Below are 16,288 nucleotides of genomic sequence, written 5' to 3' on the forward strand. Positions count from 1 at the left end.
GATTAAAAAAAATTTCTAGATAATTTTTCATTTTCATTTTCTATTTTTTACTTCTAATATCTTCCCATTCTCCTCTCTTCTCTCTTTTCTCTTCTCTCTTCTCTTAGTTCAGTTTCTAAAATCCAACGGCTTTGTCACCACGTCGTTGGTCTGAACCACCTTCAAGAGAGCCGTTTTCTAATATTAAAACACCATTCACGCTTCCTAAGATAAGATTAGGTTCTTCACTGAGTTTGTAGCCTAGAACCTCTAAATTAGCTTTTAATTTGTCATTGAATTTATCAGATTCCAACCGAATTTCATCCGGTAACCATTGATGGTGAAACCTAGGTGCATTCACAGCTTCTTGCATGGTCATATCAAATTCAATCACGTTTAATATTGTTTGTAAAACAGATGTAATAATGGTTGACCCACCGGGTGTGCCCAGTGTCATGAATAATGCCCCATCTTTTTCAACAATGGTCGGTGTCATCGAACTGAGCATTCGTTTTTCGGGCATAATGCTATTAGCTTCGGCGCCAATAAGACCAAACATATTGGGTTCTCCGGGTTTGCTGCTAAAATCGTCCATTTCATTATTTAGAAAAAATCCCAATTCACTGCTGAATAATTTGCTGCCATAAGCACCATTAAGTGTGGTAGTTACTGCAATGGCATTGCCAAACGGATCAACAATAGAGTAGTGGGTTGTTTCATCACTTTCATAAATTTGGATATTTCCTTTTTGAACAGATTCTGAAGAAGTGGCCGATTCAAAACTAAAATCGGATATTCTATCTAATAAATAAACATCACTTAAAAGATAGTTGGACGGAATTTCTACAAAATCAGGATCACCGAGATAATAATTTCTGTCGGCGTAGGCGCGTCTTTCGGCCTCAACCAGCACTTGAATATATTTAAGCGAATTATGATCAAATTCTTTTAAATCGAAATGCTGCAACATTCCCATAATTTGCGCTAAGGTAATGCCACCAGACGATGGCGGTGCCATTGAGGTAACGCCGTAATCTTTATACTGAAAAGTGATTGGATCTCGCCAAACGGGCTCGTATCGCTTTAAATCTTCATGTGTTATAATACCGCCTTTTCTTTGGAGAAATGCAATGAGTGAATCAGCTGTTTCACCTTCATAAAATTCACGTTTTCCGTTGATAACAATGCGCTTAAGTGTGTTAGACAAGGCCATGTTTTTAAGGGTGTCACCTGTTTTAACCGTTTTATTATAAAGAATGGTTTGACCGTTAACGGCGGTGAACAAGCTGTCCAAGCTATTAAATTGTATTGCTTGGTCTGACGTAACTACAAAGCCTTTCTGTGCCAGTTCAATAACCGGTTGTAAAATAGTTTTAACATCTAAATTACCGAATTTTTCATGAGCTTCAAAGATGCCTGCAACAGTTCCGGGCACACCAACCGCCATGGCACCTAGGGTACTTTTTCCCGGTATCACATTACCATTGGCATCTAAGTACATATCTTTTGTGGCTGCTATTGGCGCTTTTTCTCGGTAGTCTAAACTGCCTTTAGTGCCATCGGCCAGTCTGTAAACCAAAAAACCGCCACCGCCTAAATTTCCTGCAAATGGGTAGCATACCGCCAGTGCCATTTCAGTGGCCATCATGGCATCAAAAGCATTACCGCCTTGTTGCATGATAGCAACTCCTATTTTCGAGGCTTCTTCGCGGGCACTAACAACCATGGCTTTTTGGGTGATGACGCCGCGTTTGGTTTCTTCTAAAATTTGATGCGCATTCTCTTTTTTACAAGCAACTAGTGTAATTCCCAGTAAAATTGTTAAGCCTCCTATTTTTAAAAAATGCCTCATAAACCAAAATTAGATTTAAGTTGATAGTTCGAAATGAGTTCGTTCAATTTTATCTGGCTGAATACTTTTAAATCTTCAAAAAACAATTTAAAATCAGCTTCAAATGCTTTATAATATAGCTTAAGTTCTGTTACAGCTTCGTTTAATGCGGCTTGCTGTTTGGTTCGTCGGTGCATACCATTAAAGACTTCTTGAATACCTTCTATGGAGGCATAACTTAGCAACCAATTTTGAGCAACCATAAAGGGTAGAAGTCGCCTAAATTTTTCAGGTAAAATTTCTTCATGCTTTTGAATCATCTCATAAAAATCATTTACGAATATTTCTAAGGGTAGGTCGTGATATTGAGACCAGTTTTTAGCCAAAAAATGGTCAAAATAAATATCAATCACAATACCACTGTAATGGCTGTATTTGTAGTGCAACCTCTTTGTACATTGTCTAAATAGGGGATGGGCGTCTGTAAAAGTATCTATTTCCCGATGATGCAAAATGCCAATCTGCATCGCTTCGGGATAATTGAGATAAGATTTACCATGTATGCCATCGGCCACCAAATTTCCAATTTTAATTAAGTTGTTATTGCCCGAAAGGTAAATATGAGACAGAAAATTCATTCTATAAAAATAAGTTATTTTGATTAATATTATTGAAGTTTTTGCAGCTTCGTAAGATTGAAATTTAAAAGAAACGCTCTAATTTTATGATGATCTGTAACTTATATTATGATGTTTTTTCACTTGAATCAATCTTCACGTGGATTTACAAAAGATAAGCTTAACTTTGCTATCAATTAAGTTATAGAAGATAAAAAATCAATTCATGACACTTATTAAATCAATTTCAGGAATTAGAGGTACCATTGGAGGTGCCGTTGGCCATAATCTTACACCTATTGACGCGGTTACATTTGCTGCGGCTTATGGCACATGGATAAAAGAACAACGCAATAAAGAAAACTACAGGGTTGTGGTTGGCAGAGACGCCAGGATTTCAGGTGAAATGATACAGGCTTTAGTGATGCAAACGCTGGTTGGCATGGGAATTCACGTGATTGACTTGGGATTATCCACCACGCCAACTGTTGAAATTGCCGTACCTATGGAACATGCCGATGGTGGCATTATTCTAACCGCCAGTCATAATCCAAAACAATGGAATGCACTAAAATTACTTAATGCTAAAGGCGAATTTTTAAATGCTGAAGAAGGCGAACGCATTCTTGAGATTGCCTCAGGTAATTCAATCAATTTTGCAGAGGTTGATCATTTGGGTAAAATAACCCGAAATGATGCTTATATAGATTTACATATCGATGAAGTACTAAAGCTCAAAACAGTCAATACCGACGACATAAAAAAAGCAAAATTTAAAGTTGTTGTTGATGGTGTTAATTCTACGGGAGGCATTGCAATTCCATTACTTTTAGAAAGGCTAGGAGTTGAAGCGGTTAAATTATACTGCGACCCAACCGGGCATTTTCCTCATAATCCCGAGCCTTTAAAAGAACATTTAACCGATTTGTCTCAAGCTGTTATTAATCATAAAGCCGATTTTGGAATCGTGGTTGACCCCGATGTAGACCGCTTGGCTTTTATTGATGAAAATGGCGACATGTTTGGTGAAGAATATACACTTGTGGCTTGTGCCGACTATGTTTTAGGAATCACTCCCGGGAATACAGTGAGCAATATGAGTTCTACCAGAGCTTTAAAAGATATTACCGAAAAACACGGTGGCAGCTATCAGGCCAGTGCTGTTGGCGAGGTGAATGTGGTGGCGCTAATGAAACAAACCAATGCGGTTATTGGTGGCGAAGGAAATGGTGGTATTATCTATCCTGAATTGCATTACGGCAGAGATGCCTTGGTTGGTGTGGCGCTATTCTTGAGTTTGTTAGCCGAAAAACAATTGTCGGTGAGTGCCTTAAAACAAAGCTATCCGCAATACTACATGAGTAAAAACAAAATTGAACTCACCGAAGGATTAGATGTCGATGGTATTTTAGAAGCTATTGCCGAACAATACAAAACAGAAGATATTTCAACCATCGATGGTGTTAAAATTAACTTTGAAAATAGTTGGGTTCACCTTAGAAAAAGCAATACAGAACCTATTATCAGAATTTATACCGAAGCACCAAGCCAACAACAAGCTGATGATTTGGCAGAACAAATAATTGCAAAGATCAAAGCCGTAGCAAATATTTAATAACTTTGTAAAAATTGCCAACTATGAAGTCTGTTATTGACGCTCCGCCACTTTCAAGAGAACTGGAAACCTATTTTTCAAAGTTCAGGAAGCATATTGTTGGTATTGATCAAACCTTTACTTCTCCTTATGGCAAAATGCCTATTGTTTATACAGACTGGACAGCTTCTGGCAGACTGTACCGTCCTATTGAAGAAAAACTCTTAAACCAATTTGGTCCGTTTGTGGCAAATACCCATACCGAAACTACCGTTTCCGGAACGGCCATGACCCGCGCATATCACAAAGCAAAACATATTATAAAGAAACATGTCAACGCCAGTGAAGATGACGTTTTAATTGTATCGGGTAGTGGAATGACCACAGTGGTCAACAAATTCCAGCGAATTTTAGGTTTAAAAATTCCTGAAAATTTAAAAGCCTTCACCAATGTACCTGATGAGTTAAAGCCGGTTGTGTTTGTGTCTCACATGGAACACCATTCCAACCATACGTCATGGTTAGAAACTATGGCAACGGTTGAGGTGATTCCCCCGGGAAAGGAAGGTTTGTTCAGTTTAAGAAATCTTCAAAAGTTATTGGAGCAATACAAAAGCCGTCCGCTAAAAATTGCAGCTGTTATTGCAGGTTCCAACGTGACGGGCATAGAAACACCTTATTACGACATTGCCAGATTAATCCACCGCTACAATGGCGTGTGTTTTGTGGATTTTGCCTGTTCAGCACCTTATGTCAACATCAATATGCATCCTGAAGATGAAGAAGCGTATTTAGATGCGGTTTACTTTTCGCCTCACAAATTTTTAGGTGGCCCCGGAACTAGCGGCGTTTTGGTGTTCAATAAAAAATTGTACAAGAATATGATTCCCGATTGTCCGGGTGGTGGTACCGTTAGCTGGACCAATCCTTGGGGTGAACATAAATATATTGATAATATAGAAGAACGCGAAGATGGTGGCACACCAGGTTTTTTACAAACTATTAAAACAGCACTTGCTATTAATTTAAAAGAGCAAATGGGTGTTGATAACATCTTAAAACGCGAACACGAATTGGTTAACTACTGTTTTAAAAGGTTAAAACCATACAAAAATATTCATATTCTCGCAGACCAGCATGAGGATAGGTTAGGAGTTATTTCGTTTTACATAGATGATTTACATTACAATTTAGGCGTGAAATTGCTCAATGATAAATTTGGTATTCAAACCCGAGGTGGTTGTAGTTGTGCCGGTACCTATGGTCATTATCTGTTACATGTTGATTACGACACCTCTCACGAACTTACCAACGAAATTACCATTGGCGATTTGGTTAGAAAGCCGGGTTGGATTAGGATGTCTATCCATCCAACAACTACCAATGCTGAAATTGAATTTGTTTGTAATGCCATTATTGAATTATCAAAACATCATCAAGTTTGGAAAGAAGACTATCATTATGATAGAGAAAGTAATGAGTTTATTTTTAAAAATTACCACCCTTTGAGGAAATCAGATAATGACGTTGAAAGCTGGTTTGACCTTTAAATAACATTATTTAAATTCTGTCGGAACTTTATCTCTGTGTTTCCAGCGCTTGTGCGTCCATAAATAGTATTCAGGAGCTTCCTTGATTTGTTGTTCTACCAATTTTAAAAAGGTATCGGTGATTTCGTAGTCTTTAAAATTATTTGGGGTATCGGTTATTTTTTTAAAAGTGGTTTCGTAATAACCTCGTTTTATTCGTTTTACGTCGAAAAACACCACGCTCATATCATATTTTTTAGCAATCACTTCGGCTCCAACATGAACCGGTACTTTAATACCCATAAAATCTTGCCAGTGAAAGGCTTTATTGGCTTTTGGTGATTGGTCTGAGGCAAACCCTGTAATACTTAATTCGCCGTTAGCCTGAGACTCTGCCAAAATCTTAAAGGCTTCCTTCGTGGTAATTAAAAAAGTGTCATGTTTGGCACGAATACGCTTGGCCAGTTTATCGAAATAGTTATTCGCTAATTGTTTGTATATGGCAAACCCCTTGTGGGTTATGTAATGCTGAAGGATGAAAATCCATTCCCAACTTCCGTAATGGCCACACATTAAGACAATACTTCTTTCATGATTTTCAATTTCGTTGATGACTTCGATGTTTGAAAATTTATAGCGTTCAATTAGTTCTGCTTTTGAAATAGTCATTGATTTAATGGCTTCCAAAATCATATCGCATAAATGATGATAGAATTTAGACATAATAGCCTTTAATTCTTTGTCAGACTTTTCAGGAAATACCAGTTTAAGATTTTGTTTAACAGTTTTAGTTCGGTAGCCAAAAACCTTGTAAATAAAAAAATAAAGCAGGTCAGAAAATGCATATAGCAATCTGAATGGCAGTATAGAAACCAGCCATAAAATAGGATACACTATGAGGTAAGCAATAAGTTGCATAGAATGGTTACATTTGCGCTGTAAAGATATAATTTAAACTTTCAATACAGGTTTTTTATGGCAAGTTTCAGTTTTATAACTATTATCATCATTGCGGCTAACGTTATCATTACCTATAAAGGTTTAGGCGACCTTAATTTTTTTGATCGTTATAAATTTCACATTGGTTCCATTAAAGGTGGTGATAAATTTAGAATGTTCAGTTCGGGATTTTTGCATGTTAATACATTGCATTTATTTTTTAATATGTTCACGCTTTATTTTTTTGCTCCTGTAGTGATAGCCTATTTGGGCGATTTTAGATTTATCATTATTTATATTGTAAGCTTAATTTTAGGTAGTTTGTTGAGTTATTATTTTCATAAAGATGAATATAACTACACGGCTGTTGGTGCCAGCGGTGCGATAACGGGCGTGCTTTACTCGGCCATACTATTGAGACCCGATATGAGTTTGTATTTCTTTTTAATACCCATTCCAATTCCCGCTTATGTATTTGGAATAGGTTATTTACTGTATTCTATTTACGGTATAAAAAAGAGTATTGGAAATATTGGTCACGACGCTCATTTTGGTGGCGCTGTAGGTGGTTATGTTGCCACATTGTTGATGTTCCCAATTTTATTGCAAACCAATTTACTGATGGTGCTTTTATTAGCTTTGCCTATTGGTATTTTATTCTTTATGCATAAAACCGGTAAGCTCTAAAAAAAAGCTGCCAGATTTATCTAACAGCTTTATAATGTAACACTTTAAATTGCTTAGTTTAATAATTCGGCAATTTTTCTTTCTAATGCTATACCTCTTAAATTTTTCGCTATAATGGTACCTTCTTCGTCAATAATGAAAGTAGCAGGAATGGCATTAATATCGTACATTTTTGCAACCGGGTCATTAAAATATTGCAAACTAGAAACATGGTGCCAGGTTAATTGATCGTCTTCAACAGCCTTAAGCCAGGCGGCTTTTGCATCGGGTTGAGTTGGTGTACCATCTAATGAAATGCCAATAATTTCTAATCCTTTATCGTGAAATTGCTCATATACTTTAACTACGTTTGGATTCTCTCGTCTGCATGGTCCGCACCAGGCCGCCCAGAAATCAATAATGGTTACCTTTCCCTTGATGTCGTATAAAGAAACGGGCTTACCATTTGGATCGGGAGCGGTAAAATCGGGAGCTTTTTGGCCGATGGCTAAGCGTTGAGATTTTTCTTGAAATTCGCGTACTTGGTCCATTTTGGTTTGTACGTTCTTTCCGTATTCACTGTTTTTAAGTTCGTTCGATAAACTATTAAAGGCATTTTGATAAAGTTCCAGATCAACATCTCTCAAATTGGTTTGGGCATCAACAATAAACAAACTTACATAGCTGTCGGGATGTGATTTTACAAAGTCGGCCGCAAAATTTGTGTTGTTATCTACAGCTTTGTTTAATTCTTCGTTATAATATTCAATATTAGGTTGGTCTTTTAAAAATTTAGCTTCGTCAAGTTTTACACTCAAGGATTGCACATCCATTTGAGCTTTGTTTCTACCTTCGATAAATGCCACATAGTCATCGTGACTTTTAGAACCTTTTACTTCAGATTTTGCAATATTTTGTTTGTTAATATCTATACTTACAACGGCATTTTCAAGTATGATTGGAAGGTTACCTGTAACGCTGTTGACCTTGATGTAAAGCATTTCGGGATTTTCTAATTTTCCTTCAAATTTAAATTTTCCATCCATTACAATGGCGGTATCTTTATCAACTGGTCTTCCTTGTTCATTTGAAGTTTGTAGAAAAACTCTTATGCCATTGTAAACGTCTGTTGCTGTACCATTTATAACGTATCCTTCGGGTTTTGGTTCTTCTTTGCAAGAAAACAGACTTAAAACAACAAGACTGATAATAAAAATTTGTTTCATAATTGTGATCGCTTTTTAGGTTGTGCAAATATACATAACTCGAACATAATGCTCTTTAAAATGCTGTTAAAGGCATGTTCTGATAACAAAATTAAATCTATCCTTAATTTTGCCATACTTTTGTAAAAAAATAAAACCTATGATTTTAGACGAAACTATCATTGCCTTGGCAACGCCTTCGGGTGCCGGTGCTATTGCAGTGATTAGACTTTCCGGACCAAAAGCCATAGAGATGGCCGCAACGCATTTTAAATCGGTTTCAGGAAAGAATTTGTCTGAACAAAAAACGCATACCATTCATTTAGGTCATATTGTTGACAACAACAGAATTATAGACGAAGTTTTAGTAAGCATCTTTAAAAATCCAAATTCTTACACGGGCGAAGATGTCATTGAAATATCCTGCCATGGTAGTTTGTACATTCAGCAAGAAATTATTCAACTGTTCTTAAAAAAAGGATGTAAAATGGCCAATGCAGGCGAATTTACCTTACGCGCTTTTTTGAACGGAAAGTTAGATTTAAGTCAGGCCGAAGCTGTGGCAGATTTAATCGCCAGCGAAAACGAGGCCTCACACCAAATTGCCATGCAGCAAATGCGTGGTGGATTTTCTAATGAAATTGCCATGCTGCGCGAGGAATTACTCAATTTTGCATCTCTAATTGAACTCGAACTGGACTTTTCTGAAGAAGATGTTGAATTTGCCGACCGCTCCCAGTTTAAAATCTTATTGGAACGAATTGAGCAGGTTTTGAAACGATTAATCGATTCGTTTGCTGTAGGAAACGTCATTAAAAACGGCATTCCGGTAGCGATTGTGGGCGAACCGAACGTGGGGAAATCAACCTTATTAAACGCGTTGTTAAATGAAGAACGCGCCATAGTGTCTGAAATTGCCGGAACCACTCGCGATACGGTTGAAGACGAAATAACCATTGGCGGGATGGGTTTTAGATTTATTGACACCGCCGGAATTAGAGAAACCAAAGATGTTGTTGAAAGTATTGGTATTAAAAAAACCTTTGAAAAAATAGAGCAGGCGCAAGTAGTTATTTATCTGTTTGACGGCAGTACTGCCAAGGCAAAATTAGACGACGTAGCCATAGAACTGGCAAAAATCAGAAACAAATATCCGCAAAAACCATTAATTACCATTGCCAATAAAATAGATGTTTTAACCGATACCGAACTAGCCGAGATCAATAAAACAATTCCCGATGTGTTGTTACTGTCGGCTAAAACCGGATTTGGTGTGGAACAACTAACCAATAAGTTATTGACCATGATTAATAGTGGTGCCTTGCGCAATAATGAAACTATAGTTACGAATACGCGCCATTACGATGCTTTGTTAAAAGCCCTTGAAGAAATTTTAAAGGTCAGGCACGGACTCGAATCCGGACTTTCGGGCGATTTAATGGCTATAGACATCAGGCAGGCCTTGTATTATTTTGGTGAAATAACAGGTCAAGTATCTAACGATGAGTTGCTTGGTAATATTTTTGCTAATTTTTGTATCGGGAAGTAACTTGCATAATCTAAGTCAAACGGTAATAAATAATGGTAGAATTATTTTGAATTTATAATAAGGGAAAAACAAGATCATCAATCTCTTCCTTTAATATTTCTATTTTAAACTAATTGTTAATAAATTGAGTTTATAAAATAACACAAAACTTAATGATTTTGTTCATTATTACGTTGTTTCTCTCGTCTCCAATTCCCTTTTATATACAGATAAATGGGAAGAAAATTTAATTTGATTGGGTTATTGCTGAAGAATCCGGTAGTAACTCCATAGTTTACCTTTTCGGTTTCGGGTTGATAGGTGCCAAAAATTCTATCGAAAATAATTAGGGTACCACCGTAATTTTTATCAATATAAATCTCGTTAGAACCGTGGTGTACTCGATGTGCCGATGGTGTATTGAATATTTTTCCTTCAAAAACACCCAATTTGCCTATGGTTTCGGTATGTAAAAAATACTGAAAAAACAGCCCTAGAGAAATACAAATAATCAAAACTTCTGCTGAAAAGCCTAAAAGCACAAACGGTAAATAAAATAAAGGACTCACAAATGCACCAAGCCAGTTAAGCCTTACAGCTGTAGATAAATTCATCTGCATACCTGAATGGTGGGTGTGATGCATGGTCCATAAAATTGGTGTTTCGTGACTTAGCCTGTGGTACCAGTAAAAACCAAACTCGGCCACAAAAAATGTTAGTACAATTGTAAATACATTGGTAGGAATTGTAAAAAACTGAAATTGCTCCACCCATCCAAATACCAAATACTTCCACCCAAGGGAAATAGGTTTCATGATATTGTTTCCAATAAAGATTGCAAAATTTCCTAGGCTTTCATTTAAATTAAAAACATTTTTTTGTTTTAGACTTGACCAAATGATTTCTGCTATTAATGCCATTAAAACAATACCACCTAAAAGTAATTCTAATTTTGTATCCATTGTTTTTATATTTTTCCGTTAATATTAAATTTTTTAAAAAATATCCAAGCTTCTTCACTGGCATTTATATCGTAATTAGTGCCCGGCTCGCCAAACCAATCGTGAACACCATTTATAACTTCTAAATGTTCAACCTCAAAGCCATTTGTGCCATCGGAGTAGAGATAGGAGTTGGTGACATTGCCATTATTGGGGTCTAAATCTGGGCGCGTAGATACGATTGCGGTAGAATTGGTGTTATTAAAAGTATTCCAAAACTGAATAGTGACCTCTACACTTTCGTAAGTTACAAGCGGATCATTAGTGCCGTGCATTTGAATAATGGCCGTTGGGGTGGTTGGGTTGCAATTTGCGATTTGTTCCGGTGACATATAGCCTTTTACCGCGGCTACTGCAGCAATCTTCTCGCTTAATTTGCAAGCTATTTCTAAAGCCATGAATGCCCCGTTTGACGAACCTGCTATGTAAATTCTGTCTAAATCAACATTATAATCTGAGCTCACTTCATCTATGAGTGCGTCAATATAACCCACATCATCAGCGGCATTTGGAGAACTTTGTTGGTTCCAAATTCTGATATTGCCTACTACAGCTAAAGCTTCAGGTGTAACCAAAATAAAATTTTCACTTTCAGCTAATAGGTTAAATTCACTCAACGCATATTGACTTTCTTTTGAACCACCAGCACCGTGTAGGCTAAACACGAGTGGTAAAGCTTCGTTACCGGTATAATCTTCAGGGAGGTAGAGTAGATATTTTCTTTCTATACCATCGTGCATAATTGTTTTCTCTTTAAGACCTGTTTCGATACCCTCTATTATCTGTATAGTTATGGTGCTGCTGGAGTTCAGTTGTCCATCTGTTACCTCGATTTCAAACACATAAGAATCGACATTGTCAAATTCTAGCATTCCAATGAGCGTAATTTCTCCCGTAGAGCTATCAACTGTGAAAGTATCATCGATATTACCAGATAAAACATTGAAAGTTAACTGGTCGCCATCGCTATCAGAAGCTTCAATTGTGCCAATAATTGTACCTATTGGAGTGTCTTCCGGAATGTTAAAGGTCTGGCTTGTAATTGAAGGAGCAGTATTTGTTGAATCATCTTCTGAGCAATTCATCAGCAGAAGTGATAATACTATTAAAAATGCTATCTTATATTTTTTCATAATTCAAATTTTTAAAATTGTGATAAATGTATTTTTTGTAATAAAGACTAAAACTTATACTATACTGAATAAGATTGACTCTTTTTTGGTTATTATTTCAGCTTTCAAAAGATTTTTTTTCAGCTGTTTTGCTTTTAATTTATTTAATGTATTTATTCCCCTTGCAACACTTTTACTTGCATTCATTATGACCATTGTTGAAAGCAATTATTTTTTAATCAACTTGTAAGTTGCCTGATTTGTATTATTTCCGATAGTTAAATAGTATATCCCTGATTTTGTTTCAGGTATTCTTACGGTTTCAAAACATTTACCTTCAATAATACTTCTTCCTAAAGAGTCATAAATGATGAAGTATTCATCACCAAGTAGGTTTTTTATAAAAATTTCTTGGGAGAACGGATTTGGATAAATTTCATACCTTTTTTCGAAAATAGTTGCTCCTACACTCAAAGGGCTGCAATAAGTAACATCTATTTCACTATAAAGATTTGGATCTTGGTTTGGGTCTTGGACTGTGTTAGCCATCATTGAAATTTTAACAATTTCATCACTCGTGGAAAAACATAGTTGGTGGAAGTTGTCGTTGTCATTTATATCAGCTATCGAAATAGGTACATGCGGAATAAGGGCTCCTGAACTTTCTTCAGTATAACCAATATAGTATTGAAATAAGTCAGCTTCTGTATCACCACTTATGTGGGGTGTGATGCCACCATTCCAAGCTACTTGTATCGTTTGAACGCCTGTAGTGCATTCATTCAGACTGCCATCTAATCTTTGAGCAAAAAACAAACTTGGCCCATCAGCAAGCGGAACTACATTTGTGGTAGAGATTCCATTCAGGTTTATGATTTCTGAACAGGCCGACTCACCTTCTAAAGTTTCGGCAGTAAATAAATCATCTACAACTCTTACCTCTCTGGGTGGATTGGTAACAGCAGTGCCAAACTCACCTATTAAAAGTACTGTTCGATTTTCTCCGTTTTCATTCGCTGGTGCTAAAACAGCACACAAAGGTATGTTTATGTTGCCAAGGCTATCCACGACTTCAAAATCAGAAGCTGATAAACTACTTGCATCAATAGGGTATTTGAAATTTACCGGCATTCCATCCATCCCTTGTGCTCCAGGGCAAAGAAAATTTGCTTGAAATGGCATTGAGCTATCAAGGCCAAAAAAGGCTGATACAAGAGCATTATTTTCTTGTGATGAAGCAAAATTAGAAAATGCGACAAATACTACTACTGATGATGTTATAAGTTTGAATTTCATAGGATTATAGTTTATTCAATTGTTTACCATTTTAAAGTGAATTCATTCAGTTACTGAAATCCAATTATTATTATTATTAATCATATCACTAATCCAAGAGCGTACATTGGTATTACTAACCTCAAAAATGTAATCTCTGATAATAAATGTATGGTCTGTTCCATTAGGAATTAAACTGTTAAAACGCTCTGGAAATTCGCTTTTTAATTCATTGGCAGCTGCAAGCAATTGCTCTTCAAATGCTGCACCACCGCCTTGTGTTAGTTGTGCAAAAGTATCGTCTTGCTTAGAGCTGATGTAAGCCATTCTTATATTGGGGTCTTGTAGCAACTGGTATTTATGGTATTCGGTAAGATTACCATCCGTCCCAATGCAATCGGTGCAGCTATTAGGATAAAACGAACCGCCATTCCAATAATCCAAATTCATTAGCCAGCCACTAGGGTTGATAATTCCTGTGCCAGAATCGTTGATGACATCTATAGCTACATCGGGGTATAACTTTCTAACCAAAGGCAAAGCGTGATGAACAGCAAAACCACCGGCGCTATTTCCTGCAAGCACTATTTTGTCTGGCATCGGGTATCTATCTGCAATCACATCTAAAGAGGCTGACAAATTTTGAACCCCTCTAAAAAAGCGGTCGTCAATACCATCTCCATTGCTATCAACATCGACATCTCCTATCATAGCGCTGCCATCACAGTAGGGTACATAACCCAAATTGAAATTTGAAGTAGGGCTTTGAGGATCGGCCGGGCTTAGAATACCAAACGGTACCAAAGGAATACCATCCTCAACAGCAGCACAGGCAATAGGGTTGCAAAAACCACCACCATTTAGGAATATCAAAAGATTGTTACTACTGCCGTCTCTTGTAAACATTGAAAATTCGTTTCCGGTGTAGCAGATTGGTCCATCAGGTATTTCAAAAAAATATTCGGTAATACCAGGTGCAGTTATTGATGTTGATGTTGGAGTAAAAGTACCTAAATAGCGATCGATGCCCTGATCATACAATTCCTGAAAGGGAGTATCTATAACTACTGGATCTGGGTCATTACTTTGTGCTAAAGCATCATCATCGTTTGAGCAACTTGAGGCGATAAATACTAAAGATAAAATCAGGGTCAAATTTCTTTTTAAATTTTTCATTGTGAATCGTTTTTAAAGTTTGATTCAAATGTAAATTAGTAGTTAATGCGGCTTTAAGAAAATAAAGTGAAGCGTTTAAAATCCAATGTGGAATGATCTTTAACTGCATGTTAAGAAAAACTCCGCCTAAAAGAAAGAGTTAAAAACATTATATGTTGGTAAAGGCAACCAATCTTGGAGCGACTCTATAAAAAGTTGTAATAACCATTTTTGTAAAATTGCCATATCCAACATTGGTGCAAAGTTTAGAGTTATATCCAGATAAATTTAAAACTGTAACGATTACATCGTGGTCTTTGTCTCCATTCACATGGGTAAATGAAATCGTACAACGAATAGCGTCAACAATTAGCAGTGCCTTAGGGACTACTGTAAAATTCTGTGCACGTACAATCTTGGTTAAGTACAGAAAGAGTAATTCCAGAAATAAAATTTTGGTAGTATTTTTTGATTTCATTTTTGACATGGTTTTAGATTAAATGATGCTCAAAATTAAAATGTGGTTGTACAGAAAATTTTAGAAACAAAGTGAAACGACTCAATTGTTTAGTGAAATAACTATAAAAAAAACTCTGCTCTATAGACAGAGTTTTTAAAAACTGGAATCATTAAAATGAGGTAAATTATTATTGCTTGGCTATTTTTTTTATAATTTTTCTATTTTCAGCATGAATTTTTAATAGATAAATTCCAGATTCTAAACTTTCTAAAGAAATTGAGGTTAGAGGCTGGTCGTATGACATTATCACTTTCCCTTTCAAGTTGAATAACTCGATTTTATCTAAATTGTAAGTTGATTTTACCACAATGAAATCTTTCACAGGATTGGGATAAATTAATATTTCATTTTCTAAATTATTAAAATCATTATTTGATAGCGTTGTAGGATCTTCAAAAAATTGACTGATTACTTCTGAGGCGTTTATGTCTAAATTTCTGTTCTGTGCAATATCAAAATTGGCATTGCCACTAGGCCAAGCATGTTGTCCTCCGATTATACGATAAAGCAAGGTTTCTTCAGATGTTGCGCAGTCATAATTTAAAAGTTCAACGCTTGACCCGTCAGTTGTATTGGTGTTAGGAAGTGAAGTTACCATTGGCGTTGATGTACAATTATTTATTGTATTTGCCCAAAAGTTGACTGTAGTTTCAGTAGCTCCAGTCTGAATGTTTAAGGGAAAACCAACATTACCACCATTGTATGGAATAACAGGATCGGAAGTTCCATGGAAAACAATCGCAGGTAATTCATTTGCTATAGGGCAATCTGTTATGTTGGCATTACTGGCTTCCATAGCCCCGGAAACAACTGCAAAGGACTTAAACCTGTAAGCGCGTGTTGAAGATGGACTGTTAAAATCGCACACCAGATTATAAGTAAATACACCACCATTAGAAAAACCACCAATACAAATATCATTTACATTGATGGTATAATTTGAAGCAATATTGGTAATGAGATCTTCTACCATCTGAAAATCATCAATACCATTTGAGTTATCAAAACCGAAAGTAGCATTAAAAGGTTCAGGATAAATAATCATGCTGTTATTGCCAAGAAAATTATTATAGCCTCTGAGTTGCATTTGAGAGGCATTTTCGGTAGCACCACAGAACATGATAACAAGTCGTAAAGGTGTTTGAAGGTTATCAGGAATTGCTCCAATATAGCCTCTGGTATTTCCATTACTTGAAAAGCTACCTGATATACTTTGCTGTGCAACCAAAGCAAAATTTAATATTAAAAATAGTAAACTGGAAATTTTGGTTTTTAAATTGTATTTTTTCGTTTTCATTTTTGACACGGTTTTAGATTAAACTATGCTCAAAATTAGA

At 36.2% G+C, this 16,288-nt stretch carries 14 protein-coding genes; 4 read left to right on the forward strand and 10 right to left on the reverse strand.

Annotation, left to right across the window (positions count from 1 at the left end; all coding sequences use genetic code 11):
- Window positions 1-115: 115 nt before the first annotated feature.
- Window positions 116-1,831 (reverse strand): gamma-glutamyltransferase, encoded by a 1,716-nt coding sequence (ggt, locus tag FJ651_RS09245; protein ID WP_140990231.1) that lies wholly within the window; start codon window positions 1,829-1,831, stop codon window positions 116-118.
- A complete protein-coding gene (locus FJ651_RS09250) occupies window positions 1,828-2,448 on the reverse strand; it encodes an acyl carrier protein phosphodiesterase (RefSeq protein ID WP_140990232.1) in 621 nt (206 codons plus the stop codon). Before FJ651_RS09250 ends, ggt begins: the two co-directional genes overlap by 4 nt.
- 205 nt (window positions 2,449-2,653) lie before the next feature.
- On the opposite strand from FJ651_RS09250, the gene glmM reads away from it, so the two are divergent.
- Both glmM and FJ651_RS09260 read left to right on the forward strand, forming a co-directional pair.
- Complete coding sequence (gene glmM / locus FJ651_RS09255) at window positions 2,654-4,042, forward strand: phosphoglucosamine mutase (RefSeq protein ID WP_140990233.1); 1,389 nt, start codon at window positions 2,654-2,656, stop codon at window positions 4,040-4,042.
- A gap of 23 nt (window positions 4,043-4,065) precedes the next feature.
- Window positions 4,066-5,571: an aminotransferase class V-fold PLP-dependent enzyme gene (locus FJ651_RS09260; RefSeq protein WP_140990234.1), complete on the forward strand. Its 1,506-nt coding sequence runs from the start codon at window positions 4,066-4,068 to the stop codon at window positions 5,569-5,571.
- Between the two features lie 6 nt (window positions 5,572-5,577).
- Here the strand turns inward: FJ651_RS09260 and FJ651_RS09265 are convergent, their stop codons facing one another.
- On the reverse strand, window positions 5,578-6,468 hold the full coding sequence (locus FJ651_RS09265) for a lysophospholipid acyltransferase family protein (RefSeq protein ID WP_140990235.1): 891 nt from the start codon (window positions 6,466-6,468) through the stop codon (window positions 5,578-5,580).
- 57 nt (window positions 6,469-6,525) lie between these two features.
- Between FJ651_RS09265 and FJ651_RS09270 the strand changes: the two genes are divergently transcribed.
- Window positions 6,526-7,176, forward strand: a complete 651-nt coding sequence (locus FJ651_RS09270; protein WP_140990236.1) for a rhomboid family intramembrane serine protease — start codon at window positions 6,526-6,528, stop codon at window positions 7,174-7,176.
- A 53-nt stretch (window positions 7,177-7,229) separates the two neighbouring features.
- On the opposite strand, the gene FJ651_RS09275 is transcribed toward FJ651_RS09270, so the two are convergent.
- Window positions 7,230-8,381, reverse strand: a complete 1,152-nt coding sequence (locus FJ651_RS09275; RefSeq protein WP_140990237.1) for a TlpA disulfide reductase family protein — start codon at window positions 8,379-8,381, stop codon at window positions 7,230-7,232.
- A 139-nt stretch (window positions 8,382-8,520) separates the two neighbouring features.
- Here FJ651_RS09275 and mnmE point away from each other — a divergent pair, with 139 nt between their 5' ends.
- Window positions 8,521-9,909, forward strand: a complete 1,389-nt coding sequence (gene mnmE / locus FJ651_RS09280) for a tRNA uridine-5-carboxymethylaminomethyl(34) synthesis GTPase MnmE (RefSeq protein WP_140990238.1) — start codon at window positions 8,521-8,523, stop codon at window positions 9,907-9,909.
- Between the two features lie 149 nt (window positions 9,910-10,058).
- Here mnmE and FJ651_RS09285 read toward each other — a convergent pair whose 3' ends face one another.
- The 6 genes from FJ651_RS09285 to FJ651_RS09310 form a co-directional block, all read right to left on the reverse strand.
- Window positions 10,059-10,850 (reverse strand): sterol desaturase family protein, encoded by a 792-nt coding sequence (locus tag FJ651_RS09285; RefSeq protein ID WP_140990239.1) that lies wholly within the window; start codon window positions 10,848-10,850, stop codon window positions 10,059-10,061.
- A gap of 5 nt (window positions 10,851-10,855) precedes the next feature.
- Window positions 10,856-12,022 (reverse strand): cadherin domain-containing protein, encoded by a 1,167-nt coding sequence (locus FJ651_RS09290; RefSeq protein WP_140990240.1) that lies wholly within the window; start codon window positions 12,020-12,022, stop codon window positions 10,856-10,858.
- A 207-nt stretch (window positions 12,023-12,229) separates the two neighbouring features.
- A complete protein-coding gene (locus FJ651_RS09295) occupies window positions 12,230-13,297 on the reverse strand; it encodes a T9SS type A sorting domain-containing protein (protein ID WP_140990241.1) in 1,068 nt (355 codons plus the stop codon).
- 42 nt (window positions 13,298-13,339) lie between these two features.
- Window positions 13,340-14,452, reverse strand: coding sequence for a pectin acetylesterase-family hydrolase (locus FJ651_RS09300; RefSeq protein ID WP_140990242.1), 1,113 nt, complete (start codon window positions 14,450-14,452; stop codon window positions 13,340-13,342).
- Window positions 14,453-14,600: 148 nt separating this feature from the next.
- Window positions 14,601-14,909: a hypothetical protein gene (locus FJ651_RS09305; protein WP_140990243.1), complete on the reverse strand. Its 309-nt coding sequence runs from the start codon at window positions 14,907-14,909 to the stop codon at window positions 14,601-14,603.
- A gap of 169 nt (window positions 14,910-15,078) precedes the next feature.
- On the reverse strand, window positions 15,079-16,248 hold the full coding sequence (locus FJ651_RS09310) for a T9SS type A sorting domain-containing protein (RefSeq protein ID WP_140990244.1): 1,170 nt from the start codon (window positions 16,246-16,248) through the stop codon (window positions 15,079-15,081).
- Between the last annotated feature and the right edge of the window lie 40 nt (window positions 16,249-16,288).

It is taken from the genome of Paucihalobacter ruber (assembly GCF_006494535.1).
Taxonomy (GTDB): Bacteria; Bacteroidota; Bacteroidia; order Flavobacteriales; family Flavobacteriaceae; genus Paucihalobacter; species Paucihalobacter ruber.